We start from the raw sequence: 26,682 nt of genomic DNA on the forward strand, positions 1-26,682 counted from the left end.
GTGCTCACGGCTGGTCGAGCCCGAGCTCCACGGCCCAGCTGATGTCGACCGTGTGGGTCGGCGGGAGTTCGGTCGCGTCGGGTCGGATGGATGGATTCATGGGCGTCACCTTTCCAGTGCCAGGTCGAGGTCGGAGCAGAACTTCTCGTCGGTGCGGGTGTCGGCGGCGTTCCTCGGGAAGACCGCCGGCACGTTGTCGGGGCGCACGCACACCACGAGGGGTGGCACGCCGGTGCTGTCGCTGAGGATGCCGGCGGTCCACGCGGAGGAGCAGAGGTCGACGGCGCTGGCGGCGCGGTCGGCGGGTGTCGGGATCTGCGACGTGCCGTCGGGGCCGGTCTGCTCGTCGGGGAGGCCGACTTGCGTGTAGCGGGAGTCGACGCTGTCGGCGCTGTAGCAGTACGCGGACCGGGTCTGCTGCACGTGCGGGGCGAGCGTGACCCAGGCCAGGCTGCCCGCGCCGAGCACGACGGCGGCTCCCGCGGCCGCCGCGATCATGCGGGCGCGCTTCTTCTGCGTGCGCGTGTACCGGGTCACGCGGTCGTCGAGGAGGGCCGCGATCCGGGCGTCGGCCCCGGAGGGGAGCAGGGGTGCTGAGTTCATCGCCATGCGGTCAGCTCCTCGGTCCCAGTTCGCTCTGCAGCCGAACCCGCATGCGCGAGAGGCGGTTGCGCACGGAGCCGTGCTTCAGGCCGAGCGCGGCGGCGGCCTCCTTGTAGGTGAGCTCTTCGACCAGGCAGAGGCGGAAGATCTCCTGGTCGACGGCCGGCAGCCGGAGGACGACCTCGCGGACGAGGCCCATCGCCTCGTCCAGCGCGGCGAGGTCTTCGGCCGACGCGCGGCCGGAAGGCGGGTCGGCGGCATCCAGCGGCTCGGCGGTCCTCCGCTGGATGGCGCGCAGGCGGTTGCGGCTGAGGTTCTTGACCGTGACGACGAGCCAGGGGAGGACGGAGACGCCGTAGAGCTGTACCTCGCGGCGGCGCGTCCAGAGTGTCAGGAACGCATCGGCGGTCATCTCTTCGGCGTCCGGCCGTGAGCGGAGGACGCCGTACGCGTTCCAGTACACGCTGCCGCCGTGCCGGCGGTACAGCTCGGTCAGGGCGTCGCGGTCGCCGTGCCGCAGCCGTTCGACGGCAGGCCGGTCGTCGACCGAGCTCCCCGTCGATTCGGGCGTTGGCGCGTACACGGGTCCCCCTCCGCCGATTCTGCGTCTCACTTACATCATGTCCGCTCGCGCGGATTCGTCTCACGGCCGTCCAGGAGGCGCGGTCTCCGCTCCGCCGGCTCGAATGTGCGCGCGGACGGATGCGTCTCAAAACGGTCCTCCACTCCGGCGTGTCGCCAGTGGCCCGTTGCATGGAACCGACGATTCCGGCTTGACTGAGGAGCCGGCTGTGGTCGGCTGATGGATTCGCTGCGGGGGGAGTGACCTTGGGAAGACGCGCGCGAGCGGCCGCGGGGGCGGCCGTTCTCGGCCTGTCGATCACAGTGACGGCGCTGGGGGCGAGCGCCGCGAGCGCGGCCGGGCCGGCGGTGGCGCCACCGCCGGCCGCGGCCGCCGGCGAGAGCTGCTGGTACGCGGTCGACACCGGCCAGAGCCTGTGCGTGACGACGGGGGAGGACCTTGTCGCGGCGGTCGCCGAGGAGAAGGGCGTGCTGCTGATCATCCCGAACGGCGAGACCGTCTCCGGGCGGAAGGTCGACGCACGCAGGGAGGCCGCGCTCGCGCCGGCGGGCCTCCTCGCCAGCACGGCCGTGTCGACCATCTACGACGACAACAACTACGGGGGCGGCTCGTACACGATGTCGGTCTCGAGTGGCAGCTGCGCGACCACCGCATTCGGCTTCACCGACATCGGCCCGCTCGGCTGGTACAACCGTGTCTCGTCGTTCAAGAGCTACGGCGGCTGCAAGACGGCGCTGTTCAGCAGCACCAACTACGGCGGATCGACCACCGGTTACTCCACGTCGCTGAGCTCGGTCGGGTCGATGAACGACCTCGCCAAGTCCTGGAGAGTCTCCGGCTGACCCTCCCGCGGCATTCGCCGCGCCAGCGGAGGCCGGATGACCGCGACGGTCGGGAGGTGAAGGGGGTTCGCCTCCCGACCGTCGGCGGGGCACCGCGAGCGCGGAGATGGCGCACGTGGAGGTGGTCGCAGGGTGCGGGATGATATACGATCCTCACGGGGCGATCGGCTCCTTCTCCTTACGCCGTCGAAGGGAGCCATCGGTGCTCGACAGCCCGACCATCCAGGCCATCGCGGACGAGCTCGCGACCGCTGAACGGGATCGCACGACCGTCCCGCTGCTGACCGCCCGCCACCCCGGCATGACCGTGGAGGACTCCTACGCCGTGCAGCGCGTCTGGGTCGAACGCGGCCTCGCCGCCGGCCGACGGCTCGTCGGCCGCAAGATCGGCCTGACCTCCAAGGTCATGCAGCAGGCGACCGGCATCACGGAGCCCGACTACGGGGCGATCTTCGCCGACATGGTCTACGAGACCGGTGCGGTGATCCCGTTCGACCAGTACTCGAACGTGCGCATCGAGGTCGAGCTCGCATTCGTGCTGGCCCGCCCGCTCGCGGGCCCCGACGTGACCCTGTTCGACGTGCTCGACGCCACGAAGTACGTGGTTCCCGCGCTCGAGATCCTGTCGTCGCGCATCGAGCTGCAGGGGCGCACCATCGTCGACACGATCTCCGACAACGCGGCGATGGGCGGCATGGTGGTCGGCGGTCGCCCGGTGGCGGTGGATGCGGTCGACCTGCGCTGGGTCGGCGCCCTCCTCTACCGCAACGAGATCATCGAGGAGTCCGGCGTCGCCGCGGCCGTGCTCGACCATCCCGCCGCGGGCGTCGCCTGGCTCGCGAACAAGCTCGCGCAGCACGGCACGCGTCTGGAGGCCGGCGACATCGTCCTGGCCGGGTCCTTCACGCGCCCGATGTGGGTCGAGCGCGGCGACACCATCCACGCCGACTACGGAACCCTGGGAGCCGTGACATGCCGATTCAACTGACCCCGACGCCGACCTTCGCCGACCGACTCGGGGAGGCCGAACGCACGCTGTACGGGATGTGGTCGTGCGGCGGCAGCCCGCTCGTCGCCGAGATCTGCGCGGGCAGCGGCCTGGACGTCCTGCTCATCGACGGCGAGCACTCGCCGGTCGGGCTGGAGTCGATCCTCACCCAGCTGCAGGCGGTCGCCGCCTACCCGGTGACGCCGATCGTGCGCGCACCCATCGGCGACGCCGTCATCCTCAAGCAGCTGCTCGACCTCGGGGCCCAGAACATCCTCGTGCCGATGGTCGACAGCGTCGAGCAGGCGGAGGCGATGGTGCGCGCGGTGCGCTATCCGCCGCTCGGTGTGCGCGGCGTCGGAAGCGCACTGGCCCGATCGTCGCGCTGGAGCCGCATCCCGGACTACCTGGCCCGCGCTCACGAGCTGGTGTCGCTGACCGTGCAGATCGAGACGGCGGAGGCGCTCGCCGTGGCCGATGAGATCGCTGCGGTGGAGGGTGTCGACGCGCTGCTGGTCGGCCCGGCCGATCTGGCGGCCTCCCTGGGGTTGCTCGGGCAGCAGAACCACCCGGACGTCGTCGCAGCCGTCGAGGGGGTGATCCGGGCCGGCCATGCGGCCGGCACCCCGGTCGGCGTCAACGCGTTCGACGCTGCTGTCGCCGACCGCTACGCGGAGGCGGGGGCCGACTACCTGCTCGTGGGCTCGGACGTGACCCTCCTGGCGCGCGCTTCGGAGGCCCTCACCGACCGCTTCATCGGCACGGCTGCGGGCCCGGCCGCAGCGAGCTACTGATGCGGACTGCCGATGGATCATATACAATCGTGAATATGTTCCGCACATCCCCGACGACGAGGAGCCTCCTGTGAGCGCCATCGGCCTGCCAGGCAAGATCATCGCGGTGCACCTGAACTACCGCTCGCGTGCCGCGCAGCGCGGCCGCACCCCGGCGCAGCCGTCGTACTTCTTCAAGCCGACGTCGTCGGTCGCCGCCACCGGCGGCGAGCTCGAACGGCCCGCGGGCACCGAGCTGCTGGCCTTCGAGGGAGAGATCGCCCTGATCATCGGCCGGCCCACCCGCCGGGTCACGCCCGAGGAGGGCTGGGCGGCCGTCTCAGGCGTCACCGCGGCCAATGACTTCGGGCTCTACGATCTGCGGGCCGCCGATAAGGGCTCGAACGTCCGCTCGAAAGGCGGCGACGGCTTCACGCCGCTGGGGCCGGAGGCCATCGCTGCCGCATCCGTCGCGCCCGACGCCCTGCGCGTGCGCACCTGGCTGAACGGCGAGCTCGTGCAGGAGGGCACGACCGACGACCTGCTGTTCCCGTTCGGGCAGCTCGTCGCCGACCTCTCGCAGCTGATGACCCTGGAGCCGGGCGACGTCATCCTCACCGGCACCCCGGCCGGATCGTCGGTCACGCAGCCCGGCGACGTGGTCGAGGTGGAGGTCGACGCCCCGACCGCTCCCGGCGCCCCGACCTCCGGTCGCCTGGTCACACGCATCACCGAGGGCCGCGTGCCGTTCGGCGACTTCGGCACCAAGCCGAGCGTCGACGACCTCCAGCGGTCCGAAGCGTGGGGAAACCCGCCTGCGCCCGCGTTCGTCCTGACGCCCGAACTCCGGGAGAGGCTCGCCTCCGTCGCGACCGCCACGCTCAGCTCCCAGCTGCGCAAGCGCGGTCTGAACAACGTGAGCATCGACGGCCTGACCTCCACCCGCCCCGAGGCGAAGGTGATCGGCACGGCGCGCACGCTGCGCTTCGTGCCGAACCGGGAGGACCTCTTCGCCAGCCACGGCGGCGGCTACAACGCCCAGAAGCGCGCGTTCGACGCCGTCGGCGCCGGCGACGTGCTGGTCATCGAGGCTCGAGGCGAGCGTGGCAGCGGCACCGTGGGCGACGTGCTCGCGCTGCGCGCGCAGGTCAACGGCGCGGCAGGCATCGTCACCGACGGCGGCGTGCGCGACCTCGCCGTCGTCGCCGCGCTCGACATCCCGACCTACTCCGCCGGACCGCACCCGGCTGTGCTCGGCCGCAAGCACGTGCCGTGGGACACCGACCTCACGATCGCCTGCGGCGGCGCCACGGTGCAGCCCGGCGACGTGATCGTGGGTGACGCCGACGGTCTGCTCGTCATCCCGCCCTCCCTCGTCGAGGAGGTCGTGGCCGACGCCATCGAGCAGGAGCGCGAAGAGGAGTTCATCGCCGAGATGGTCGCGGCCGGCGAGAAGGTCGATGGCCTCTTCCCGATGAACGCCGCCTGGAAAGAGAGGTATGCCGCATGGCTGACACAGCGGTGAAAGCAGTCGCACCCAGCAAGTCGCAGCTCGCGTACGAGTTCATCCGCGAGCGGATCGAGGACGGCCATTACGTCTCCGGCTACCGGCTGGTGCTCGGGTCGATCGCCGGCGAGCTCGGCATCAGCGTCGTCCCGGTGCGCGAGGCGATCCGGCGGCTGGAGGCCGAAGGGCTCGTGACGTTCGAGAAGAACGTCGGCGCCCAGGTCGCCTTGCTGCACCCCACCGAGTACACGTACACGATGGAGACGCTCGCGCTGGTGGAGGGCGCGGCCACTCAGCTGTCGGCGCCGCGCCTGACGGCCGAGCACTTCCGGCGCGCGCGCCAGGTCAACGAGGCGATGATCGCCAGCCTCGACGGCTTCGACCCGCACCGCTTCACACAGCTCAACCAGGAGTTCCACTCCGTGCTGTACGAGGAGTGCCCGAACCCGCACATCCTCGACCTCGTGCACCGCGGCTGGAACCGGCTCGCCGTCCTCCGCGACTCCGTCTTCAGCTTCGTGCCGGGCCGCGCCCGCGAGTCGGTCGCCGAGCACGAGCAGATCGTCGCACTGATCGAGTCGGGTGCCGAGCCGCTCGAGATCGAGCTCGCCGCACGCCGGCACAGGCTCGCGACCCTGGACGCCTTCCATAGGTACCAGGACGAGCACACCCACCACTGACCTCACACTCGCCCAGCAAGAAGGAGCCCGCGCATGGCGCAGCACTACGTTCCCGAGAACCTCCCCACGACCATCCAGCATTTCATCGACGGCACTTTCGTCGACAGCGTCTCCGGCGCGACCTTCGACGTGCTCGACCCGGTGTCGAACCAGACCTACGTGCAGGCCGCCGCCGGGCAGAAGGAGGACATCGACCTCGCCGTCGCCGCCGCCACCCGTGCATTCAAGGAGGGCCCGTGGCCGCGGATGAAGCCGCGCGAACGCGCCAGGGTGCTGAATCGCATCGCCGACGCCGTGGAGGCGCAGGACGCCCGGCTCGCCGAGCTCGAGACCTTCGACACCGGCCTCCCGATTACCCAGGCGCTCGGCCAGGCGCGTCGCGCTGCGGAGAACTTCCGGTTCTTCGCCGACCTGATCGTCGCGCAGGCCGACGACGCCTACAAGGTGCCGGGCAGCCAGCTCACCTACGTCAACCGCAAGCCGATCGGCGTCGCCGGCCTCATCACGCCGTGGAACACGCCGTTCATGCTCGAGAGCTGGAAGCTCGCCCCGGCGCTCGCGACCGGCAACACCGTCGTGCTCAAGCCGGCCGAGTTCACGCCGCTGTCGGCGAGCCTGTGGGCCGAGATCTTCCGTGAGGCCGGAGTGCCCGACGGCGTCTTCAACCTGGTCAACGGCCTGGGCGAGGAGGCGGGAGACGCCCTCGTGAAGCACCCGGACGTGCCCCTGATCTCGTTCACCGGCGAGAGCCGCACCGGCCAGCTGATCTTCGCCAACGCGGCGCCTTACCTCAAGGGCCTGTCGATGGAGCTCGGCGGCAAGTCGCCCGCCGTCGTGTTCGCCGACGCCGACCTCGACGCCGCGATCGACTCGACGCTGTTCGGCGTCTTCTCGCTGAACGGCGAGCGCTGCACCGCCGGATCGCGCATCCTCGTCGAGCGCGCGATCTACGACGAGTTCTGCGAGCGCTACGCCGCCCGCGCGAAGAACATCGTGGTCGGCGACCCGCACGACCCGGAAACCGAGGTCGGCGCGCTCGTGCACCCCGAGCACTTCGACAAGGTGATGAGCTACGTCGAGATCGGCAAGGGGGAGGGCCGCCTGCTTGCCGGCGGCGGGCGTCCGGAGGGGCTGGAGCACGGCAACTACGTCGCACCGACCGTCTTCGCCGATGTGAAGCCCGACGCGCGGATCTTCCAGGAGGAGATCTTCGGCCCGGTCGTCGCGATCACCCCGTTCGACTCCGACGAGGAGGCGCTGGAGCTCGCCAACGGCGTGCGCTACGGCCTCGCCGCCTACCTCTGGACCAACGACCTGGAGCGCGCGCACACCTTCGCCCAGAACGTGGAGGCCGGGATGGTGTGGCTCAACTCGCACAACGTCCGCGACCTCCGCACCCCGTTCGGCGGCGTGAAGGCGTCCGGCCTCGGCCACGAGGGCGGCTACCGCTCCATCGACTTCTACACCGACCAGCAGGCCGTGCACATCACGCTGGGGCCGGTGCACACCCCCCGGTTCGGCGCGAACTGACGGCCCGATCCATCCAGACCGCACTCGACCCAAGACGTACTCAACGCAGAGGAAGCAGCACCATGAGCATCACTCCCGACGGCCCGGAGCCGGTGGTCGGCCTGACCGACCCGATCCCGGCACCCGCCAATCGCATCCCGACCCCGAAGGCGACGCCGCCCGACGTCGTCCGCGCCGCGTACATGGAGATCGTGGTCACCGACCTCGCGGCCAGCCGCAACTTCTACGTGAACGTGCTCGACCTCGTCGTGACCGAGGAGGACGAGAACGCGGTCTACCTGCGGAGCTTCGAGGAGTTCATCCATCACAACCTGGTTCTCCGCAAAGGACCGGTCGCTGCCGTCGCCGCGTTCGCGTACCGCGTGCGCACGCCGGAGGACCTGGACCGCGCCGTCGAGTTCTACACGGAGCTCGGCTGCCGCGTCGAGCGTCGCGCCGAGGGATACACGAAGGGCGTCGGCGACAGCGTCCGCGTGGAGGACCCGCTCGGCTTCCCGTACGAGTTCTTCTACGAGGTCGAGCACGTCGAGCGTCTCGCCTGGCGTTACGACCTCCACACGCCGGGCGCGCTCGTGCGACTCGACCACTTCAACCAGGTCACGCCCGACGTGCCGCGCGCCGTGAAGTACATGGAGGACCTCGGCTTCCGCGTCACGGAAGACATCCAGGACGAGGCCGGCACCACCTACGCCGCGTGGATGCGCCGCAAGCCGACCGTGCACGACACGGCCATGACCGGAGGCGACGGCCCGCGCATGCACCACGTCGCCTTCGCGACGCACGAGAAGCACAACATCATCGCCATCTGCGACAAGCTCGGCGCCCTGCGCATGAGCGACGTCATCGAGCGCGGTCCGGGCCGCCACGGCGTCTCCAACGCGTTCTACCTGTACGTGCGCGACCCCGACGGCCACCGCGTCGAGATCTACACGCAGGACTACTACACGGGCGACCCGGACAACCCGGTCGTCACCTGGGACGTCCACGACAACCAGCGCCGCGACTGGTGGGGCAACCCGGTCGTGCCGTCCTGGTACACCGACGCCTCCCTCGTGCTCGACCTCGATGGCAACCCGCAGCCGCTCACCACGCGCACGGACGACTCCGAGATGGACGTCACCATCGGCGCCGACGGCTTCTCGTACACCCGCAAAGACGAGGAGGCCAAAGGCTTCAAGCTCGGCGCACAGGTCTGACCCGGCGCCGCCTCCCGATCACTCGCGGGTGGTCGGGAGGTGCCGGCTGCGGTGGATCTCGAACGACCGCTGCGACGCCGACGCGCCCTCCACCATCGGCCGGTCGGCCATGAACCGCTTGATCAGCGGGGCGAGCTCGTCGGGCTCGCTGAAGTTGATGGCGTGCGCCGCGCCCTCGAGACGGACGATCACGACGTGGTTGTCCGTCTCGGCCGCGAGCTGCCGCACACGCTCCGGGTCGGGCATGAGGGGATCGCGGTCGCCGATCACCACCAGCGTCGGGACGCTCAGCTCCAGCAGCCGCTCGAGCGACGGGTAGTTGGTGAGCGCGTCGAACATGATGACCGTGCTCGCGACGCCGAACCGGAGGTAGTCGGGCACCGCGACCCGGACCATCCGCACGGGCTCGCGGCCGCCGTCTTTCGCGAGCTGCAGAACGGCGCGCGTCATCGGCCGGTTGTACGCGCCGCCCGCCGGCGACACCAGCACGGCCCGGTCGATGCGGTCGGGATAGTGGTGCGCGAACTCGAGGATCACCGGGCAGCCCATCGAGTTGCCGACGAGCGTCGCCTTCTCGACCCCGCGGTCGTCGAGGAACCGCAGGGCCGCGAGCGCGAGGTCGGGCACGTCGAGCCCGCGGGGCGAGCCTCCGCTGCGCCCGAACCCCGGGAGGTCGGGGACGAGCGTGTGGAACGTGTCGACGAGCCGCTCGGCGGTCGGCAGCAGGTAACGGCCGGAGAGCCCGAAGCCGTGCACGTGCATCATGGTGGGCGCGCCGGGCGGCCCGGGCGCCTCCCGGTAGAAGACGTCGAGGCCGTCGATCCGCGTCCAGTGCTCGGACAGGCTCGAGGCCGGCCGGCGCGGGAGCCGACGGGGTTTCGCCGTGCGCTCGTCGCTGCTCATGTCCACAGGATGCTCTGCGCGCGGGTCCTCGGCAACGCCCGCGCGACCCCTCGGAGATTCCAGGCGTGCTCCCGGGTCGGCTAGCGTTCTCTGAGGGGCGTTCGTGTGCGCCCCTGACGAGCAGTGAGGATGGTGCGTCGATGATCGCAGGGATCGAGACCGGCGGGACGAAGATCGTCTGCGGTGTCGCGGAACGGGACAGCCTGACCGAGCCCACGTCCGTCCGGCGGTTCCCGACGACGACGCCGGAGGAGACCCTCGGCCGGATCGCCGACTTTTTGGCGGAGGTCGGGCCCGTGGAGGCCGTCGGCATCGCCTCCTTCGGCCCGGTCGACGCCGACCCGGCCTCTGCGCACTACGGCTTCGTGACCTCCACCCCCAAGCCGGGTTGGAAGGACACCGACGTGCTCTCCGCGGTGCGCGCGGCCGCGAACGCGCCGGCCGCCTTCGTCAGCGACGTGACCGGTGCCGCGGTCGGGGAGTCCCGCGCGGGAGCCGGGCGGGGAGCGCGCAACGTCGGCTACGCGACGATCGGCACGGGCGTGGGCGTCGGCCTGGTGGTCGACGGGCAGCCGCTGATCGGCAACGGCTGGCCTGAGCTCGGCCACCTGCTGGTGCGCCGCCACCCGGCCGACCGGTTCGAGGGGCACTGCCCGTACCACGGCGACTGCCTCGAAGGGCTCACCGCTGGCCCCGCCGTGAAGGCCCGCTGGGGCGTCGACGCGTCGTCCTTCCCCGCCGACGAGAAAGACGAGCGGTTCGACATCCTCGCCTACTACATCGCGCAGCTGGCCTGGACGACAGTGCTGACGCTGGGTCTCGACAAGCTGGTCCTCGGCGGCGGCGTGATGCTCGCCCCCGGTCTGTTCGAGCGCACCTGGCCGGCGCTGACCTCCATCGCGGGAGGCTACGGCCCGCCCCAGGTCGCGACCGGCGACCCGCGCGACCTCCTCGTCGCCCCCGGGCTGGAGGGCACGTCGGGACTGGTCGGGGCGCTCAGCCTGGCCGCCGACCTCGTGTCGTGATCCCGGTCTGAGAGCGACAGCGAACCGACGTCCCTCAACGAATTGGGGGCTCGGCGTCAGCGTACTGTCGGCCGGAGGACAGCGGTTTCACTGCCCGACCGACTTAACCTCCCGGTATGGCACGCTCCATCTCCTCTCTGGCACGGCCGACCGCACCGGCCGGCCGCCAGCCCCACGCCGAGCTGTTCCACTCAGCGACCGACGAGACCGTGATCGCGGTGGCGTGCGTCTGCCTGCTCGGCCGCACGCACTGGCACGAGGAGTGGCGCCCGGAGTTCGACACCGACACCGCGGGCGGACGCGGAGCGCAACGTATGTGACGTGTATTAACAACCGCAACGGTTTGTGACGGCGGAGGGTGCTTTCGCACCCGCGCCCGTCCTAACGTCGGCGACGCACCCGATCCCGCGTCATCCCCAGCCCGATGTGAAGGACACACAGCCATGAAGAGAATCCTCCGGAGCGCCGCCGTCGTCTCCGTCGCCGCGCTCACCGTCGCGGGTCTCGCCGCCTGCGCGAGCGACTCCTCCGCCTCCACCGGAGGCTCGTCCTCGGGCAGGAGCACCGTCTACTTCGGCGTCTCCGCGGCCGTGACCGGTCAGTACGCGCAGTACGGCGAGCAGTTCAAGGAGGCCTTCGACCTCGCCGTCGAGCAGGTCAACGCCAAGGGTGGCATCGACGGACACCCCGTCGCCCTCAAGTACGAGGACTCGCAGTCGGACCCGAAGCAGTCCGTCGCCGTCGCGCAGAAGTTCGTGGGCGACGACAGCGTCAGCCTCGTCTTCGGCGACTACTCGTCGGCCGCCTCCATCCCCGCCTCCCCGATCTACACTGCGGGCAAGCTGCTGCAGTACGGCTTCAACAACTCGAACCCCGATTTCACCGCCAAGGGCACGCAGTACCAGTGGTCGACCTCCATCACCACGAGCGCCACCTACACGTGGACGGCCGACTACATCAAGAAGCAGGGCGTCAAGTCGGTCGGCGTTACCTACCTCAACACCGCGGACTGGGGCATCCCGGCGTACAACGCCTTCAAGGAAGAGGCCAAGAAGATCGGTCTGAAGATCACCGACGCGGAGGGCGTGCTCGACACCTCCGACGACTACCGGCCCTCGCTCACCAAGGCCGTCGCAGGCAAGCCGGACGCCTTCGTGCACATCGGCTACGGCCCGGATGCCGCCAAGCTGGTCTCCCAGCTGCGCGCGATCGGCTACGACGGCACCTTCTACGGCGGCCAGGACGAGCAGTCCTTCGACGGCACCAAGGACGCCGAGGGGGCGATCAACGGCGCCGAGTTCCTCGCCTCCAACCCCGCGAAGGAGGTCCAGGACTTCGTGAAGGCGTTCAAGAAGAAGTACCCGAACGAGACGGAGGTCACCGGCTTCGAGGCCGGCGCCTACGACGCGCTCAACGTCGCGGTCGCCGCGGCGAAGGTCGGGGGCACCACCCGAGAGGGCATCCTCGCCGGGTTCAAGAAGGTCAAGGACGTGCCGAGCGTCGTCTACGGCACGATCACCTTCGACCAGGCGACCCGTCGCGTCGCGTCGCCCGAGCTCACCCCGAGCATCCTGAAGGACGGGAAGTGGGTCGCGTACAACGGCTGAGCCGCTGAAGCGCACATCATGCTCGACACACTGATCGCCGGCCTGCTCCGAGGGAACGTCTACGCCCTCGGAGCGGTCGGCATCTCCCTCGTCTTCGGCGTCATGAACGTCGTCAACTTCGCCCAGTTCTCGTTCTTCGGGCTGGGCGCGATGCTGTCCTGGTTCTTCGTGGTGAAGCTGGGGCTGCCGTTCTGGCTGGCGCTCCTGGCCGTGCTGGCGATCTGCGGCGCGATCGGCCTGCTGATCAACGTGACCGTCGTCCGCCCGCTGGCGAAGTACCTGCCGCTGGCGGCGATGCTCTCGACGTACGCGATCTCGCTGATCCTCGACAACGCCTCGCAGGTCGCGTTCACGGCGCAGTTCCGCGTCTTCCCGGAGGTTCTGCCGACCTCCGACCTGCACATCGGCACCATGCGCTTCGGCACCTCCGACCTGGTGATGCTCGGCACGACCGCCGCGGTGATGGTCGTGATGACGGTGTTCCTGAAGTATGGCAAGGTCGGTCGCGCGATCCGCGCCACTGCGCAGGATCAGGAGGCCGCCCTGCAGATGGGCATCCCCGTCGGCCAGGTGCAGCACGTGTCGTTCGTGATCGCTTCGGCGCTCGGCGGCCTCGCCGGCGTCTTCATCGCGCTATACGTGGGCGTCGCGAACCCCAGCTCGGGGCTGGACGTCGGTCTCACGTCGTTCGTGGCCGCGACGCTCGGCGGCCTGGGGTCGCTCGTCGGCGCCGTGGTGGGAGGCTTCGTCCTCGGCATCCTGGAGGCGTTCGGCATCCACTTCTTCGGTGACACCGCGCGCGAGATCATCGTCTTCGTCATCCTCATCGGGGTGCTGATCGTGCGCCCGGGCGGGTTCTTCGGACGGGTGCCGCTGATCTCGGCCGAGCCGCTCACCGGGACCTTCCTCGGCAAGGGCCGGCCGCTGCGCATCCCGCGGTGGGTGTGGCCGCTGGCGTTCCTGGCGCTCGGGGTCGTCGTGCCGCTGGTCGGCAACGACTACCTCCTGACGACCGGCACCCAGGTGCTGGTCTACGCGATCATCGCGGCGGGCTTCACAGTGACCGCCGGGCAGGCCGGCGTGCTCGCGCTCGGCCAGGCCGGCCCGATCGCGATCGGCGCGTACGCCTCCGCGCTGCTCACGCTGTACGTGCACGTGCCGTTCTGGGTGGCGCTGCCGCTGGCCGGTCTGACCGCCGCGGTGGTGGCGTCGATCCTGGCGTCGCCGATCTGGGGCGTCAAGGGGCACTACGTTTCCATCGCCACGCTCGGCCTGGGCATCGCGATCGTCGCCGTGATCCAGCTGGTCCTGCCGCAGGGGCTCTACAACATCCCCGTGCCCGAGTGGTTCGGGACGCCGCTGAACACCCCGCAGGCGTACTACTGGATCGATTTCGGCGTGCTCGTGATCACGCTGATCGTGATGTGGAGGCTGCGCACCTCGCACCTCGGCACGGTGATCTCGTCGGTCGGCTCCGACGAGGTGGCCGCCCTGTCGTCGGGCGTGCGCGGCCGGGACTACAAGGCGCTGGCGTTCGCGGTCTCCGGCTTCTTCGCGGGGATCGGCGGCTCGCTGCTCGCCCACCAGTACACCTACATCGACCCGACCATCTTCACGATGCTGATGTCGTTGCTCGTGGTGACCATCGTGATCCTGGGCGGCGTCGGCCTCCCGTACGGCGCGGTGGTCGGCTCGATCATCCTGATCGGCGCGATGGAGCTGCTGCGGTTCACGCCCGAGCTGCGCATCATCGTCTACGGCCTGGTGCTGATCCTGGTCGTCCGCTTCCGCCCCGGCGGCATCCTGGTGAGGAACTCATGAGCGCCGACGCATCGACGGCTCCGCCGAACGGGACGCTGCTGAGCGTCCAGAAGCTGGAACGCCACTTCGACGGGCTGAAGGCCGTCGACGGGATCTCGTTCTCCGTGCACCGGGGGGAGGTCGTCTCGATCATCGGCCCCAACGGGTCCGGCAAGACCACGACGCTCAATCTGGTCACCGGCGCGATCCGGCCCGACGGCGGCACCATCACGCTCGAGGGCGAGCGGATCGAGCGCGCGGACAGCGCGCGCATCGCCGAGCACGGCATCGCCCGCACCTTCCAGAACGGCCGCGTGTTCGCGACGCTGTCGGTGGCGCACAACATCGAGGTCGGCCTCCACACCACCCTGCGGGCGCACCGCCCGTTCCGGAGGCTGTCGAACCTGTTCCTGCTGCGCTGGATCCCGCTGCTCGCGGAACTGTACATCGCGATCGTCGGCACGCCGGCCTCCCGCCGCGAGCGCGCCAGGATCGACGCGGTCGTGGATTCGGAGATCGACCGGTTCGAGGCCAGGCTCGGCCCGCGCCGGGACGACCCGGCGTACTCGCTCAGCTACGCGAACCGCCGGCGCACCGAGATCGCCCGCGCGCTGGCCCTGGAGCCGAAGCTGCTGGTGCTCGACGAGCCGACGGCCGGCATGAACCCGTCGGAGACGGCCGAGGTGCTCGCCCAGCTGCTGGAGCTGAAGGCGGCCGGTCAGACCATCCTGCTCGTGGAGCACAAGCTCGACCTGGTGATGACAGTGTCCGACCGGGTGATCGTCATGGACGGCGGCCGGATCATCGCCGAAGGCCGACCCGACGAGGTGCGCCGCGACACGGCGGTGGTGGAGGCATACCTCGGTCGCCGACGCGGACTCGGAGGGGTGGACCTGGCATGACCGAGCTGCTGGCACTGGAGGACGTGAACGTCTACTACGGCCCGTTCCACGCCCTGCGCGGCAACTCGCTCACGGTGGGGGAGGGCGAGATCGTGTCGCTGCTCGGCGGCAACGCGAGCGGCAAGTCCACCACGATGAAGACCATCCTCGGGCTCGTACGCCCGAAGTCGGGCACGGTGCGGTTCGCCGGCGACGACATCACGCACGCCTCCACCCGGCGTCGGGTCGCGGGCGGGATCGCCTCGGTGCCGGAGGCGCGGCGGGTGTTCCCCGAGATGACGGTGGACGAGAACCTGATCGCGGGCGCCTACACGCGCCGCTCCCGCTCGCGGGCGGATAAGGCAGCCATCGCCGAGGACCTCGACCGGATGCGCACGCACTTCCCGCGCCTGGCCGAGCGCCGGAAGCAGCAGGCGGGCACGCTCTCCGGCGGCGAGCAGCAGATGCTCGCGTTCGCCCGCGCGCTGATGAGCCGCCCGAAGCTCGTCTGCATGGACGAGCCCACCATGGGTCTTTCGCCGAAACTGGTCGACCAGGTGCTCGACGAGATCGTGCGCATCAACACCGAGCTCGGCGTGGCCGTGCTGTTCGTCGAGCAGCAGGCCGAGCTGGCGCTCTCCATCGCCTCCCGGGGCTACGTGCTCGCGACAGGCGCGATCGTGCTGCAGGGCACCGCGCGCGAACTGCTCGACGACCCGCAGATCCAGGAGGCCTATCTGGGAAAGGCGGCCCACGAATGACAGGACTCTCGCGCCAGCGCCTGGGATTCTTCACCCGGCTGCTCGACGACGGCACCGCGTTGCAGCGCTACCGCAACGCGCTCGACCAGTTCGTGCGGGCGGAGGAGGTGGGGCTCGACGCGGTCTGGGTCGCGCAGCACCACTTCCACGAGGCGGAGGGCGGCCTCCCCTCGCCGTTCGTGCTGCTCGCCCAGGCGGCAGCGCTGACCTCCCGCATCCGGCTCGGCACCGGCATCGTGACGCTGCCGCTCGAAGCGCCGCTGCGCGTGGCGGAGGACGCCGCCGTGCTGCACCTGCTCTCTGACGGGCGGCTGGAGCTCGGGATCGGCTCGGGCGGCACGCCGTCGTCGTTCCCGCCGTTCGGTCACGACCCGGCCGACCGGGCGGCGATCTACGACCGGCACAGGGAAGCGCTGTTCTCCGCACTGCGCGGCGAGACGCTGACCTCGGACGGAGGCCGGCTCTACCCGGCCGCGCCCGAGGTGCTCGAGGTGGTCTGGGAGGCCACGTTCTCGGCCGAGGGCGCCGCCCGCATCGGTCGCCGCGGCAACGGCCTGATGCTCTCGCGCACCCAGCCCCGCCGCGAATGGAGTGCGCCCTCCTCTTCGCAGCTGCAGGAGGCCATAGTCGACGCGTACCTCGCCGCGCTGCCCGACGGCGTCGCGCCGCGCATCCTGGCGTCGCGGTCGGTGCTCGTGGTCGACACGGACGCCGAGGCCGCGTCGTGGGTCCACCGCGCGATCGAACGTGGCCGCTCGTTCGTCGACTCCCAGGGGCTGGCCGTGCCGGCCGGGACCACCGACGTCGAGTTGCTCGCCTGGCTCGACATCCACATCGGCACGCCGGAGCACGTGCTGGCCACGCTCGGCGCCGACACGGTGCTCGCGCGGGCGACCGATGTGGCGTTCCAGCCGCACCCGGTGGATCCGCCGCACGAGACCGTGCTGCGTTCCATCGAGCTCTCCGCCGAGGTCGGGCGGGAACTTCTCGACTGGTCGCCGGCCGTGCCCGCGGCGGCCCTGCGCTGACCCGTCCACCTCCGATCCGCCCACCCATCGAAAGGACCTCCATGACCACCGACGTCATCGACCAGCTGGTCGGCATCCGGCCGGGCGACGCGCTCGACAGCCTGCGCGACCAGCGCCCCAACGCCCGCGCCAACGCGCAGGCGAGCTTCGACGCGTTGCTGCGCTCCGGCGACCTGTCTCAGGTCGCCCAGCGGGAGCGGCTCGCCGTCGCCTACTGGACCGTCGCCCTCTCGAAGTCGCCCACCGCGTCGTACTACCGCGACCTCCTGGCTGCGGAGGACGCCGGCCTGCTCGCCGCGCTGGAGGCGGCCCTGCCCGACGCACTGACCGAAGGCCCGTACGGCGACTACCCCGAGGGTCCGCTGACCGTCGAGAACGTCGACGGCCCGCACTGGCGGTCGTCGGCCGAGCTGGCCGCGGCAGCCGGCCCGCGCCTCGCCGCCGCACTCGCCCACACGCACCTGCTCGTCTACCGGCCGCGCGATGCCTCGGCCGATGCGCTCCAGGAGCTGCTCGACGCCGGCTGGTCGACCACGGGCATCGTCACGCTGTCGCAGCTCGTCGCATTCCTCAGCTTCCAGCTCCGCGTCGTCGCGGGGCTCACCGTCCTGAAAGGAGAGCTCGCATGAGCGAGACGATCACCCGCACCACGACCGAGGCCCCGAACACGTTCACTCAGGCGGAGCTGGGCTGGGAGGCCTGGCTGGAACCGCTGCCACTGGAGGAGCTCACCGATCGGCACTACGCGGGCCTCGTCGACAAGGGCCGAGCGAACAGTCCGTACTTCCGGCTGCTCGTGCGCGACCCGGATATCCTCGGCGCGCGCACCCGCACCGACAACGACATCTTCTACAACGAGAAGGGCGGCCTGACCCGCGCCCTCCGCGAGCTGTCGGCGGCTGCGGCCTCCCGCACCAACGGCTGCGTCTTCTGTGCCTCGGTGCACTCGCGGTTCGCCAGCCACCACTCCAAGCGGCCGGAGGACGTGCAGCGCCTGCTCGACGAGGGCACCGCCGCGCAGCAGGACGACCCGCAGTGGCGGGCCGTGATCGACGCGTCGGTCGCGCTCACCCGCATCCCCGGCGAGTTCGGCGCCGAGAACGTACGTGCGTTGCGCGAAGCCGGCCTCGACGACGTGGCGATCATCGACGCGATCAACGGCGCCGCGTTCTTCAACTGGGCGAACCGCCTCATGCTGTCCCTCGGCGAGCCCACCCCGCCCGCGGCGCGCTGACCGGCGCGCGGTCTCGCACGACTAGATCTCGACGTCGCTGCCCATGGTCACCGTGCGAAGCGGGGGGAGTCCGAAGCGGGCCGCCGGGTCGGCCGCGTTGTGCGCCAGCGCCACGAACAGCCCGCGGCGCCACGGCACCATGCCGTGCTGGCGGGTGACCCGGATCGCGCCGCGGGAGATGAAGTACGACGCCCTCTTGAAGTTGGCCGAATCGAGCGGCAGCGCTCCGACCCGCACTGCCATGCGGAGCGCGCGAGGGATGTCCGGGTCGTCCGAGAAGCCGAACCGGACGCTCAGGAACTCGATCCCGTCGTCGGCGTAGCCGAGCGTGTCGCACTCGAAAGCCTCCTCGGGCGGCACGTGCGGAACCTGCGCGAAGCTCACCGAGACGATGATCACGTGCTGGTGCAGCACATGATTGTGCTTGACGTTGGCCCGCAGGGCCAGCGGCACCGTCTCCTTGCTCGGGTGCGGGAAGATCGCGATGCCGGGCACCCGTGGCAGGTGCATCTGGCGCAGGTCCTCCACGAAGGCGGCCATCGACCCCTCTTTGCGCTTGCGGTCGGCCTGCACCAGTTGCCGCCCGCGACGCCACGTCGTCATGACCAGGATGACGAAGGCGGCGATCAGCAGCGGCACCCAGCCTCCGTTGATGATCTTGGAGAGGTTGCCCGCCAGGAACGACAGTTCGAGGCCGCCGAAAGCGACGGCGGCCAGCACGATCTTCCACGGCGCCCAGTGCCAGAGCGGGCGCGCGACGAGCAGCAGCAGCAACGTGTCGACGACGAGTGCGCCGGTGACCGAGATGCCGTACGCCGTCGACAACCGGTCGGAGGAGCCGAACGAGAGCGTCACCGCCATCACGCCGATGAACAGCAGGATGTTGACGGCCGGCATGTAGATCTGGCCGCCCTCCTTCAGCGAGGTCTGCTGGACCTTCAGCGGGGGCAGGAGGCCGAGCTGCACGGCCTGCCGCGACAGCGAGTACGCGCCAGAGATGACGGCCTGGCTCGCGATCACGGTCGCCGCGGTCGCGAGGATGACGACGGGGAGGCGTCCCCACTCCGGGATGAGCAGGAAGAACGGGTTCGCCCGCGCGGCCGGGTCGTGCAGCACGAGCGCGGCCTGACCGAGGTAGTTGAGCACGAGCGCGGGGAACACCAGGATGAACCAGGCGCGGCTGATCGGCGAGCGGCCGAAGTGGCCCATGTCGGCGTAGAGCGCCTCCGCGCCGGTGATGACCAGGACGACCGCGCCCAGCGCGACGAAGGAGAGCACGGGGCGGTCGACGATGAAGGCGAAGGCGTACGTCGGCGACAGGCCGAGCAGCACCGACGGGAACTGAACGATCATCGCCAGCCCGGCCGCGGCGATGACGACGAACCACAGCACCATGACCGGGCCGAACAGGGCGCCGACCCTCCCGGTGCCGAACCGTTGCACCGCGAAGAGGGCGACGAGGATGACCGCAGCGATCGGGATGACGAGGTGCGAGATCGCCGGCACGGTGACGTGGAGGCCCTCGACCGCGGAGAGGACACTGATCGCGGGGGTGATGATCGAGTCGCCGTAGAAGAGTGCGACGCCGACGATCCCGATGACGAGCAGGGTCCCGGCTTTGCCCGCTTTGGAGGCGTAGAGCCGCTGGGCGAGCGCGGCCAGGGCCATCACACCGCCCTCGCCGTCGTTGTCCGCGCGCATCAGGATCCCGATGTACTTGATCGAGACGATGATCGTGACGCTCCAGAAGATCAGGGAGATCACCCCGAACACGTCGTCCTGGTTCGCCCGGACGGCACCGCCGTCGAGCAGGAATACCGTCTTCAGTGCGTAGAGCGGGCTGGTGCCGATGTCGCCGAAGACCACGCCGAGGGCCGCGAGGGCGGCGGCGTACATGACCCTCTTGCGCCGCTCCGGATGGGTCGGAGCGGGGGTCTCGTCGTCCACGTCATCGTGCGTGACGGCAGGGTGTTTCTGGTGCACGCGGGCCACGCTACCCCGGTTGTGGCGCGGTGCCATTGCACGACCCTCCAGAAAGTGTTCAGTGCACAATGTTAGTATTACATTTATGCTTAATGGCCCCGTCTCAGAGCCAGCATGAGGGCCGCGTCGTCGCCGCGACTTGCCGCCCTCGACTATCTGCGGCTGGTGGCCGCTCTGAGCGTCGTGGCCTATCACTGGCTGTTCTGGGGGCCTGAGCACGGAGAGATTCCGTCGCCGGGCGCGCCGGCGCTGAGCGCCGTCGCCGCGTACGGCTTCCTCGGTGTCGAGCTGTTCTTCCTGATCAGTGGATTCGTCATCTTCTGGTCGGCGAACAGCCGCGATGCGGCATCGTTCGCGGCCGGCCGGGCGACCCGGCTGTATCCGGCGTTCTGGGCCGGGGTGCTGCTCACGACGGCGACCCTCGTCGTCACGGGGCAGGCGCACCTCCCGGAGGTGGTGCCCCGGGTTCTCGCCAATCTCACGATGGTGCCGGCGGCCTTCGGCCAGGCGCAGCTCGACGGCGTGTACTGGACGCTGACGCTCGAGCTCGAGTTCTACGCCGTGGTCCTTCTCTTCCTGCTGGTAGGACGTCGACGATGGCTGGAGCCGTTCTTCGCGGTCTGGGCGATCGTGATGCTCATCACGAACCTCCTGTCGCCCGGCCTGGCGGCGATACCGTTGCTCGGCGGCCTCTTCTCGCTGTTCGCCGGCGGCGCGATCATCGCGGCGATCGGCCGCACCGGATGGAGACCGCTGAACACCATCGGGCTCGCGGCGAGCGTGCTCTCCTCCGTCCTCGCGACGATTCACCACACGGAGTCCGGCGAGGACCCGCTGTCGACGGATCCACTCGTCGTCAGTGCCGTGGTCGTGGCTCTGTTTGCTCTCGTCTTCTTCCTCACCCGGCCGCGTGCCGCCCGCCTGCGCCTCCCGGGAAGCAGGACCGCCGGCGCCCTCACCTACCCGATCTACCTCTGCCACGCCGTCTTCGGCTACGCGCTCCTGAACAACATCGACATCCCCGGCGGTTGGGGTCGGTACGCACTGGCGTTCGCGATCGTCCTCGCGGTCGCGGCCTGCGTCCACTTCGGGGTCGAGAAGGCCGCCGGGCCGTTCTGGCGCCGCCTCTTCCACGTCCTCCTCGCAGTGCCGATCGGCCGGCTGCCTCGACGCGCAGGCGGGGTCACCGACGCTCCGTGACCGCCTGCACGACCTCGCCGCCCATGACGGTGAGGCGGGCCGCGGCGCCGAGCAGGGCCTCCGGGCCGTCGCGGAACGGATCGGCGTCGATGACGACGAAGTCCGCGGCCGCGCCCGTCCGTAGCACCCCGAGTTCCCCGTCCCAGCGGGACGCGTATGCGGCGTCGCGCGTCGCCCTGCGCACGGCGTCCGCGACCGCCATCGCGTTGGCGGGGACGTTCGCCGGCAGGCGCGGATCGGACGTCGACCGGCGGGTCGCGGCGATGTAGAGGTTCGCGAACGGGCCGTAGGGCGCGGTCGGGGCGTCCGTGCCGAGCGCGATGGTGGCGCCGGCGTCAGCGAGCTCGCCCCACGGATACCCGCGCTCGACCCGATCGTCGCCGAGCATCGCACGCCAGTTCTGCTGGATCGCCGGGTCGCTGTGCACCGGCTGCACCGAGGCGATCACGCCGAGCCGGGCGAGGCGCGCGGGGGTGGCGGCATCCACGGTCTCGAGGTGCTCGATGCGGTGCCGGCGATCAGCGCGCGGCCCGTTGGCCGCCACAGCCGCCTCGAGAGCGTCGAGGGCGAGAGCGGATGCCGCATCGCCGATCGCGTGCATCGCGACCTGGAGGCCCGCGGCGTCCGCGGCCGTCACCACGGCCGAGAGCGAGGGGAGGTCCCACAGCGCATCCGGCTGGGAGCCGTCCGCGAACGGGGAGCGCATCGCGGCGGTGCAGCTGTCGATCACGCCGTCGACGAAGAGCTTGATGCCGGTGACGCGGAGCCAGGGGCCGGGGTGCTGGGCAGCCAGCTCGATGGCGCGGTCGACTCCGGCGAGGTCGCCCTCGGTCGTGCCGGTGCGGTTGACGACCCAGTGGGCGGCGACCCGCATCGGCAGGCGGCCGTCGCCGTCGGCCTGCACGGCGATGAGCGCGCGCAGCTCCGACTCGCGCAGGGCCATGTCGACCGCCGCGGTGACGCCGGCCTCCAGATAGGTGTCGAAGGCGGCCCGCAGGGCGCCCTCGCGCTCGGCGTCCGAGACGAGGGCGTCGAGCCGCTCGAGCATGAGCCCGAGCGCCGCGTTCTCGACGAGCCAGCCGGTCGCCGTTCCTGTGGCGTCCCGCTCGATCCTTCCGCCCAGCGGGTCGGGCGTCTCGTCGTCGATGCCGAGCTCGACGAGCGCCGCGCTGTTCACCCAGGCCGAGTGCACGTCGTTGGCGTGGAGGTAGACGGGGCGATCGGAGACGACCGCGTCGATCATGTCGCGGTGCGGCGCCCGTCCGTCGAGAGCCGAGAACAGCCAGCTGCGGCCGATCAGCCGGCCGCCGCCGGGGGTGGATGCGGCTGCCTCCGCCAGCCGTGCCTGGATCTCCTCCACGTTCGCGGCGCTCTGCAGATCGACCTGCGTCAGCGACTCGCCGAGGCTGACCAGGTGGGTGTGGGCGTCGACAATGCCGGGGAGGACGACCGCACCGTCGAGTTCGACGGTCTCGTCGATCGGGAGGGCCTCCGCGGTGACGGTGTCGCCGACATAGGCGATACGGCCGTCTTCGACGACGATGGACTCGGCCCACGGGCGGGTGTCCGAGGTGAAGACCGCTCCGCCGCGGTAGTGGGTCAGGGTGCTCACAGAGACTCCTTCGATCGACGCGAAGACCGCACGATCACGAGGTAGAGGACGAACGGGATGACGAGGCCGACCGGCACGGAGAGGTCGATGCCGTTCATGGCGGCGGCGACCGGGCCGATGAAGACCAGGGTGGCGCTGCACATCAGCGAGGCCGCGATGCCGACCAGCACCGCCACGACGCCCGCGACGTGGAAGCCGCCGGTGAACCAGAAACGACTGCCGCGGGAGTCGTCGGTGAGCGCGGGGCCGTCGTAGCGGTTGCGGCGCCACAGCATGTCGGCGAGGTAGACGCCCATGATCGGCGCGAGGATCGTGACTCCCAGCTGCAGGGCGCTGGAGACGCTGTCGAGGAAGTTCCAGATCAGGAGGGCGAACAGGGTCATGGCGACCCCGACCGTCCCGTCGAGCAGCACCGTGCGCGAGCGCGGGAGCTTGATGCCGACGGCCTGCAGCGCGAGCCCCGAGCTGTACGCGGTCATGGCGTTGTTGGCGATGGTGCCGACGATCACCGAGATGAGGAAGATCGGTGCGAACCAGGCGGGCAGGAACTTCTCGAGGCCGGCCTCCGGAGACGTCATGTCCACGGCGCTCGCGGCGAGGCTGCCGACGAACGTGGCCAGGATGCCGGGGATGACGAGCCCGAGCGTCGTCCACAGCGCCACGTCGCGGACGCGTGTGCCCGACGGCAGATAGCGCGAGAAGTCGGCGCTGTTCGTATACGAGAGCGGCGCGGACGCGACGAGCGCGATGCCGGCGGCCATCATGGCGGCGAGCTCGACGCCGGAGAGCGGCTTCGCGGGGGCGAAGCTCCAGTGCGCGCCGCTGACGACGAAGACCGCCATGCCTGCGAAGATCAGCGCCAGCACGACAGCGAGCGGCTGGTAGAGGCGCATGATCAGGCCGTGACCGTACACGCTGATGACCATGGTGGCCGCGGCGATGACGACGGCGCTGATGGCGATGGTCCAGCCGTTCGAGGGGACGCCGAGGCGTCCGAGCAGACCAACGGCGACAGTGGTCGCGGCGGCCCAGTTGATGGCGAGGTAGCAGACGCTGATCAGCCAGCCGGCGATCGCGACGTTGAAGCGGTTGCCGGTGATGCCGTACATGGCACGCGTGATGACCTCGCTCGGGGTGCCGGCCGCAGGGCCGGAGCCGGCGACGATGCCGGTGATGATCGAGAACACGTTCCCGATCACGATGACGGCGAGGGCCTGCCACAGGGTGAGACCCATCACCATGAGGGTCGCCCCGACCACGACGGCGAGGAAGTTGACGTTCGGCGCCGCCCAGACGGCGAACAGATCGCGGGCGCGGCCGTGGCGCTCGGTGTCCGGGATGTAGTCGATGCCATGCGTCTCGACACGCGTGGGGCTGTCGATGTCGGTCGTCAGCGTCGACGCCTCCACGGTCTCGATGGGTGGTCTGTCTGACACGGGTCCTCCAGGTCATTCTGCAGAAGCGCTCGGGTGCGCGGAACGTCGTCGTTCGCGTCGCAGGGCACGCTACGTACCCAAAACGATTTGGGCAAGCCGATTCCGACAATTAGGATGCGGGCATGGCCCGTCAGCGCTCGACCATCCGCGACGTGGCCCGACGCGCGGGCGTGTCGGTGACGACGGTGTCCCACACGTTCTCGGGGAACGGAGTGGTGAATCCGGCTACCCAAGCGCGCGTGCGGGCCGCCGCGGCCGAGCTCGGCTATCACCCCGATGTCGTGGCGAGCGGCCTGCGGCGCAGCCGGCTCGGGGTCGTCGGCCTCGTGCTGCGGCCGGCCGTCGGCGAGCACCCGGAGCATGTCAGCGACGTCGACTACTTCCCGCGATTCGCGGGCGCCGCCGCTCTCACCTGCCTCGAGCACGGCTACGCGCTCATGCTCGTGGCGGACCCGACCGTGCCGGGAGGCCCGGTGACCGCCTACGCGTGCGACGGGATCGTGGTCACCGACCCGGTCGCCGACGACCCCCTGGTCGCGTATCTGCGCTCGAGCCGCACCCCCTACACGCTGGTCGGAGCGGACGTGAACGACCCGGACGACCCCTGGGTCGTGGACATCGCGACTCCGGAGATCACCGACCGCGTGCTCGACCACCTCACGGAGGCCGGGGCGACACGAGTGGCGCTGGTCACCGGCTGCGACCCGATCGAGTGGAACGCCGCGACCGAGCAGCGCTACCGGGAGCGGATGCGCGAGTCCGGAGCCCCGGAACTCGTCGTCCACGCACTCGAGCTCGGGGGAGGCGAGGCGGGGATGCAGGCCGCGGACGACCTCCTCGCGCTGCCCGACCGCCCGGACGGCGTGTACTGCCAGACGAGCGACCACGCGCGCGGTCTGGTCGACCGGCTCCTGGAGCGCGGCCTCCGGGTGCCCGACGACATCCGCGTCGTCTGCGGGTCGGATGCCGACCGCCTCCGAGCCACGGAACCGTCCATCACCGCGGTGGATCTTCAGCCGGAGGCGCTCGGCAGGCAGGCGGCCGCGGGTCTGCTGCGGCAGCTCGAGCCGGGACTGGATCTCACGGTGCCCGACCCCCAGCACGGCCGCATCATCGAGCGCCGCTCCACCGCGCGCCGAGCTGTCTGAGAGAGTCCGCAGGGAGCGTTCACCGGCCCGTTCCCGCTGGTTCACGCGGCTGTCGCCCCGGGTACTGAGGCTCGCTCCTGGGGAACTCTCACTCACCGTTCAGGAGGATCACGCGATGCGCTCTCGAGCCCGCACGTTCACTTTCGTCGCCGCAAGCGTCGTCGCGGTCACGCTGTTCGGCACAGCCGCCGCGGTCGCCGCGCCGGCCATCGACAACGGCTGGCCGTACGACCACGCCGTCAAGGCCCACGACGACAAGACCTACACGCTCGCCGCCGTCGGAGACATCGCCTGCGAGCCGGACGACCCTGACAACGCCGCGACTCCCGCCGCGCTCAAGTGCGGCAGCCCGAGCCTCGGCGGCTACGATGCCGAGTTCGCGACCGCGAAGCAGGCAGACGCGATGAAGCCGGACGCCGTCGCCCTTCTCGGCGACGAGCAGTACGAGGTCGGCAAGCTGAGCGACTTCGAGGGCTCCTTCGAGCAGGCCTGGGGAGGCCTCAAGTTCCTGGAGAAGCCGGCGCCCGGCAACCACGAGTACTACGCGTACACGAAGAAAGGCGACAACGAGGCCGGCCAGAACGGAGATGGCTACTTCGCCTACTTCAACGGCCACGACCAGTCCGGAACGCCCAACATCTCCGGTCAGGCCGGTGACGACACCACCTCGAACCAGGGCTGGTACTCGTACGACCTCGGCAACTGGCACATCATCTCGCTGAACGTCGAGTGCAACTCGGCTGCGTTCGCGAACGACTGCTCGACCACCGACGGAGGCCTCCTGGCGCAGGAGACGCAGTGGCTGGCCGCCGACCTGAAGAGCAACCAGCAGCAGTGCACCATCGCCTACTGGCACCAGCCCACGTTCAGCGCGACCACGGCCTCCACGGCGACGGTCGCGGCGTCGGCGCCGGGCGCCGGAGGGCAGGAGGGCCAGGTGGCTGACGCCTGGTGGAAGCTGCTCTACGACAACCACGCGACCCTCGTCCTGAACGGCCACGAGCACGCCTACGCCCACCTCAAGCCGATGAACCCGGCCGGGCAGTACGACCCGAAGCACGGCATCCCGGAGTTCATCATCGGCACCGGAGGCGAGGCCCTCGACACGCTCGCGAAGAACGCCGACGGCAGCTACGCGAACAGCAACGTGCTGACCGGCTACGACCAGGGCTACGGCACGATGAAGTTCACGCTCGGGCAGCACGGCTACTCGTACTCCTACGCCCCCGCCCTCGCGGGCGCCGGCCAGCCGGCGTCGGCGCTGAGCTACACCGACTCCGGATCGGGGACGTGCAAGGGCTGAACTGAGCTGGCGTGCTGCGCCAGCTCGAACCTGGTCTCGTCCGGCGATCCGCGCCGAAT

At 70.3% G+C, this 26,682-nt stretch carries 25 protein-coding genes; 19 read left to right on the forward strand and 6 right to left on the reverse strand.

Features of this window, described 5'->3' with window-relative positions:
* Positions 1 to 105 precede the first annotated feature (105 nt).
* Both ASF88_RS09565 and ASF88_RS09570 read right to left on the reverse strand, forming a co-directional pair.
* Positions 106 to 609: a hypothetical protein gene (locus tag ASF88_RS09565; protein WP_055917275.1), complete on the reverse strand. Its 504-nt coding sequence runs from the start codon at positions 607 to 609 to the stop codon at positions 106 to 108.
* A 4-nt stretch (positions 610 to 613) separates the two neighbouring features.
* Positions 614 to 1,186, reverse strand: coding sequence for an RNA polymerase sigma factor (locus ASF88_RS09570; protein WP_055917277.1), 573 nt, complete (start codon positions 1,184 to 1,186; stop codon positions 614 to 616).
* Between the two features lie 245 nt (positions 1,187 to 1,431).
* Between ASF88_RS09570 and ASF88_RS09575 the strand changes: the two genes are divergently transcribed.
* The 7 genes from ASF88_RS09575 to hpaD all read left to right on the forward strand — a co-directional run bounded on the left by ASF88_RS09575 (position 1,432) and on the right by hpaD (position 8,702).
* A complete protein-coding gene (locus tag ASF88_RS09575) occupies positions 1,432 to 2,028 on the forward strand; it encodes a hypothetical protein (RefSeq protein WP_157498298.1) in 597 nt (198 codons plus the stop codon).
* Between the two features lie 202 nt (positions 2,029 to 2,230).
* Positions 2,231 to 3,016 carry a 2-oxo-hept-4-ene-1,7-dioate hydratase gene (gene hpaH / locus ASF88_RS09580; RefSeq protein WP_055917282.1) on the forward strand — a complete coding sequence of 262 codons (786 nt, stop codon included), beginning with the start codon at positions 2,231 to 2,233 and terminating at the stop codon, positions 3,014 to 3,016.
* On the forward strand, positions 3,001 to 3,810 hold the full coding sequence (locus ASF88_RS09585; RefSeq protein ID WP_055917286.1) for an HpcH/HpaI aldolase family protein: 810 nt from the start codon (positions 3,001 to 3,003) through the stop codon (positions 3,808 to 3,810). The genes hpaH and ASF88_RS09585 overlap by 16 nt, the downstream gene beginning before the upstream one ends.
* A gap of 70 nt (positions 3,811 to 3,880) precedes the next feature.
* Positions 3,881 to 5,314 (forward strand): fumarylacetoacetate hydrolase family protein, encoded by a 1,434-nt coding sequence (locus tag ASF88_RS09590; protein ID WP_055917289.1) that lies wholly within the window; start codon positions 3,881 to 3,883, stop codon positions 5,312 to 5,314.
* A complete protein-coding gene (locus tag ASF88_RS09595; RefSeq protein ID WP_055917292.1) occupies positions 5,296 to 5,976 on the forward strand; it encodes a GntR family transcriptional regulator in 681 nt (226 codons plus the stop codon). Before ASF88_RS09590 ends, ASF88_RS09595 begins: the two co-directional genes overlap by 19 nt.
* Positions 5,977 to 6,009: 33 nt before the next feature.
* Entirely contained in the window at positions 6,010 to 7,506 is a 1,497-nt protein-coding gene (gene hpaE / locus ASF88_RS09600) for a 5-carboxymethyl-2-hydroxymuconate semialdehyde dehydrogenase (protein WP_055917296.1), read from the forward strand.
* Positions 7,507 to 7,568: 62 nt separating this feature from the next.
* Complete coding sequence (gene hpaD, locus ASF88_RS09605; protein ID WP_055917298.1) at positions 7,569 to 8,702, forward strand: 3,4-dihydroxyphenylacetate 2,3-dioxygenase; 1,134 nt, start codon at positions 7,569 to 7,571, stop codon at positions 8,700 to 8,702.
* Between the two features lie 18 nt (positions 8,703 to 8,720).
* On the opposite strand, the gene ASF88_RS09610 is transcribed toward hpaD, so the two are convergent.
* On the reverse strand, positions 8,721 to 9,605 hold the full coding sequence (locus ASF88_RS09610) for an alpha/beta fold hydrolase (protein ID WP_055917301.1): 885 nt from the start codon (positions 9,603 to 9,605) through the stop codon (positions 8,721 to 8,723).
* A 140-nt stretch (positions 9,606 to 9,745) separates the two neighbouring features.
* On the opposite strand from ASF88_RS09610, the gene ASF88_RS09615 reads away from it, so the two are divergent.
* The 9 genes from ASF88_RS09615 to ASF88_RS09655 all read left to right on the forward strand — a co-directional run bounded on the left by ASF88_RS09615 (position 9,746) and on the right by ASF88_RS09655 (position 17,941).
* Positions 9,746 to 10,630, forward strand: a complete 885-nt coding sequence (locus ASF88_RS09615; RefSeq protein WP_055917304.1) for an ROK family protein — start codon at positions 9,746 to 9,748, stop codon at positions 10,628 to 10,630.
* Positions 10,631 to 10,746: 116 nt separating this feature from the next.
* Positions 10,747 to 10,950 (forward strand): hypothetical protein, encoded by a 204-nt coding sequence (locus ASF88_RS09620; protein ID WP_055917308.1) that lies wholly within the window; start codon positions 10,747 to 10,749, stop codon positions 10,948 to 10,950.
* Positions 10,951 to 11,073: 123 nt separating this feature from the next.
* Entirely contained in the window at positions 11,074 to 12,237 is a 1,164-nt protein-coding gene (locus tag ASF88_RS09625; RefSeq protein ID WP_055917311.1) for an ABC transporter substrate-binding protein, read from the forward strand.
* 18 nt (positions 12,238 to 12,255) lie between these two features.
* Positions 12,256 to 14,058 (forward strand): ABC transporter permease, encoded by a 1,803-nt coding sequence (locus ASF88_RS09630; protein WP_055917313.1) that lies wholly within the window; start codon positions 12,256 to 12,258, stop codon positions 14,056 to 14,058.
* On the forward strand, positions 14,055 to 14,939 hold the full coding sequence (locus tag ASF88_RS09635; RefSeq protein WP_055917316.1) for an ABC transporter ATP-binding protein: 885 nt from the start codon (positions 14,055 to 14,057) through the stop codon (positions 14,937 to 14,939). The genes ASF88_RS09630 and ASF88_RS09635 overlap by 4 nt, the downstream gene beginning before the upstream one ends.
* Positions 14,936 to 15,679: an ABC transporter ATP-binding protein gene (locus tag ASF88_RS09640; RefSeq protein ID WP_055917318.1), complete on the forward strand. Its 744-nt coding sequence runs from the start codon at positions 14,936 to 14,938 to the stop codon at positions 15,677 to 15,679. Before ASF88_RS09635 ends, ASF88_RS09640 begins: the two co-directional genes overlap by 4 nt.
* Positions 15,676 to 16,707: a putative FMN-dependent luciferase-like monooxygenase gene (locus ASF88_RS09645; RefSeq protein WP_055917321.1), complete on the forward strand. Its 1,032-nt coding sequence runs from the start codon at positions 15,676 to 15,678 to the stop codon at positions 16,705 to 16,707. The genes ASF88_RS09640 and ASF88_RS09645 overlap by 4 nt, the downstream gene beginning before the upstream one ends.
* 41 nt (positions 16,708 to 16,748) lie before the next feature.
* Entirely contained in the window at positions 16,749 to 17,336 is a 588-nt protein-coding gene (locus ASF88_RS09650; RefSeq protein ID WP_055917323.1) for a CMD domain protein, read from the forward strand.
* Positions 17,333 to 17,941: an alkylhydroperoxidase domain protein gene (locus tag ASF88_RS09655; protein WP_055917326.1), complete on the forward strand. Its 609-nt coding sequence runs from the start codon at positions 17,333 to 17,335 to the stop codon at positions 17,939 to 17,941. Before ASF88_RS09650 ends, ASF88_RS09655 begins: the two co-directional genes overlap by 4 nt.
* Positions 17,942 to 17,962: 21 nt before the next feature.
* On the opposite strand, the gene ASF88_RS09660 is transcribed toward ASF88_RS09655, so the two are convergent.
* A complete protein-coding gene (locus ASF88_RS09660) occupies positions 17,963 to 19,924 on the reverse strand; it encodes a potassium transporter Kup (protein WP_235493387.1) in 1,962 nt (653 codons plus the stop codon).
* A gap of 114 nt (positions 19,925 to 20,038) precedes the next feature.
* Here ASF88_RS09660 and ASF88_RS09665 point away from each other — a divergent pair, with 114 nt between their 5' ends.
* Entirely contained in the window at positions 20,039 to 21,124 is a 1,086-nt protein-coding gene (locus ASF88_RS09665) for an acyltransferase family protein (RefSeq protein ID WP_055917333.1), read from the forward strand.
* Here ASF88_RS09665 and ASF88_RS09670 read toward each other — a convergent pair.
* Complete coding sequence (locus ASF88_RS09670; protein ID WP_235493388.1) at positions 21,108 to 22,736, reverse strand: amidohydrolase; 1,629 nt, start codon at positions 22,734 to 22,736, stop codon at positions 21,108 to 21,110. The genes ASF88_RS09665 and ASF88_RS09670 overlap by 17 nt on opposite strands.
* Positions 22,733 to 24,172, reverse strand: a complete 1,440-nt coding sequence (locus tag ASF88_RS09675) for a purine-cytosine permease family protein (protein WP_055917336.1) — start codon at positions 24,170 to 24,172, stop codon at positions 22,733 to 22,735. Before ASF88_RS09675 ends, ASF88_RS09670 begins: the two co-directional genes overlap by 4 nt.
* Before the next feature lie 122 nt (positions 24,173 to 24,294).
* Between ASF88_RS09675 and ASF88_RS09680 the strand changes: the two genes are divergently transcribed.
* Positions 24,295 to 25,320 (forward strand): LacI family DNA-binding transcriptional regulator, encoded by a 1,026-nt coding sequence (locus ASF88_RS09680; protein ID WP_055917339.1) that lies wholly within the window; start codon positions 24,295 to 24,297, stop codon positions 25,318 to 25,320.
* Between the two features lie 115 nt (positions 25,321 to 25,435).
* Complete coding sequence (locus ASF88_RS09685; RefSeq protein WP_055917343.1) at positions 25,436 to 26,623, forward strand: metallophosphoesterase family protein; 1,188 nt, start codon at positions 25,436 to 25,438, stop codon at positions 26,621 to 26,623.
* The last annotated feature ends 59 nt before the right edge of the window (positions 26,624 to 26,682 follow it).

The organism is Leifsonia sp. Leaf336 (genome assembly GCF_001423695.1).
GTDB lineage: Bacteria > Actinomycetota > Actinomycetes > Actinomycetales > Microbacteriaceae > Leifsonia.

Excerpts from the sequence above, each read along its gene's own strand:
- ASF88_RS09665 (WP_055917333.1), top strand. The coding sequence starts at position 20,039 with ATGAGGGCCGCGTCGTCGCCGCGACTTGCCGCCCTCGACTATCTGCGG.
- hpaE (WP_055917296.1), top strand. The coding sequence starts at position 6,010 with ATGGCGCAGCACTACGTTCCCGAGAACCTCCCCACGACCATCCAGCAT.
- ASF88_RS09620 (WP_055917308.1), top strand. The coding sequence starts at position 10,747 with ATGGCACGCTCCATCTCCTCTCTGGCACGGCCGACCGCACCGGCCGGC.
- ASF88_RS09655 (WP_055917326.1), top strand. The coding sequence starts at position 17,333 with ATGAGCGAGACGATCACCCGCACCACGACCGAGGCCCCGAACACGTTC.
- ASF88_RS09685 (WP_055917343.1), top strand. The coding sequence starts at position 25,436 with ATGCGCTCTCGAGCCCGCACGTTCACTTTCGTCGCCGCAAGCGTCGTC.
- ASF88_RS09630 (WP_055917313.1), top strand. The coding sequence starts at position 12,256 with ATGCTCGACACACTGATCGCCGGCCTGCTCCGAGGGAACGTCTACGCC.
- ASF88_RS09615 (WP_055917304.1), top strand. The coding sequence starts at position 9,746 with ATGATCGCAGGGATCGAGACCGGCGGGACGAAGATCGTCTGCGGTGTC.
- ASF88_RS09565 (WP_055917275.1), bottom strand. The coding sequence starts at position 609 with ATGGCGATGAACTCAGCACCCCTGCTCCCCTCCGGGGCCGACGCCCGG.
- ASF88_RS09645 (WP_055917321.1), top strand. The coding sequence starts at position 15,676 with ATGACAGGACTCTCGCGCCAGCGCCTGGGATTCTTCACCCGGCTGCTC.
- ASF88_RS09610 (WP_055917301.1), bottom strand. The coding sequence starts at position 9,605 with ATGAGCAGCGACGAGCGCACGGCGAAACCCCGTCGGCTCCCGCGCCGG.
- hpaD (WP_055917298.1), top strand. The coding sequence starts at position 7,569 with ATGAGCATCACTCCCGACGGCCCGGAGCCGGTGGTCGGCCTGACCGAC.
- ASF88_RS09640 (WP_055917318.1), top strand. The coding sequence starts at position 14,936 with ATGACCGAGCTGCTGGCACTGGAGGACGTGAACGTCTACTACGGCCCG.
- ASF88_RS09595 (WP_055917292.1), top strand. The coding sequence starts at position 5,296 with ATGGCTGACACAGCGGTGAAAGCAGTCGCACCCAGCAAGTCGCAGCTC.
- ASF88_RS09585 (WP_055917286.1), top strand. The coding sequence starts at position 3,001 with ATGCCGATTCAACTGACCCCGACGCCGACCTTCGCCGACCGACTCGGG.
- ASF88_RS09625 (WP_055917311.1), top strand. The coding sequence starts at position 11,074 with ATGAAGAGAATCCTCCGGAGCGCCGCCGTCGTCTCCGTCGCCGCGCTC.
- ASF88_RS09680 (WP_055917339.1), top strand. The coding sequence starts at position 24,295 with ATGGCCCGTCAGCGCTCGACCATCCGCGACGTGGCCCGACGCGCGGGC.
- ASF88_RS09650 (WP_055917323.1), top strand. The coding sequence starts at position 16,749 with ATGACCACCGACGTCATCGACCAGCTGGTCGGCATCCGGCCGGGCGAC.
- ASF88_RS09635 (WP_055917316.1), top strand. The coding sequence starts at position 14,055 with ATGAGCGCCGACGCATCGACGGCTCCGCCGAACGGGACGCTGCTGAGC.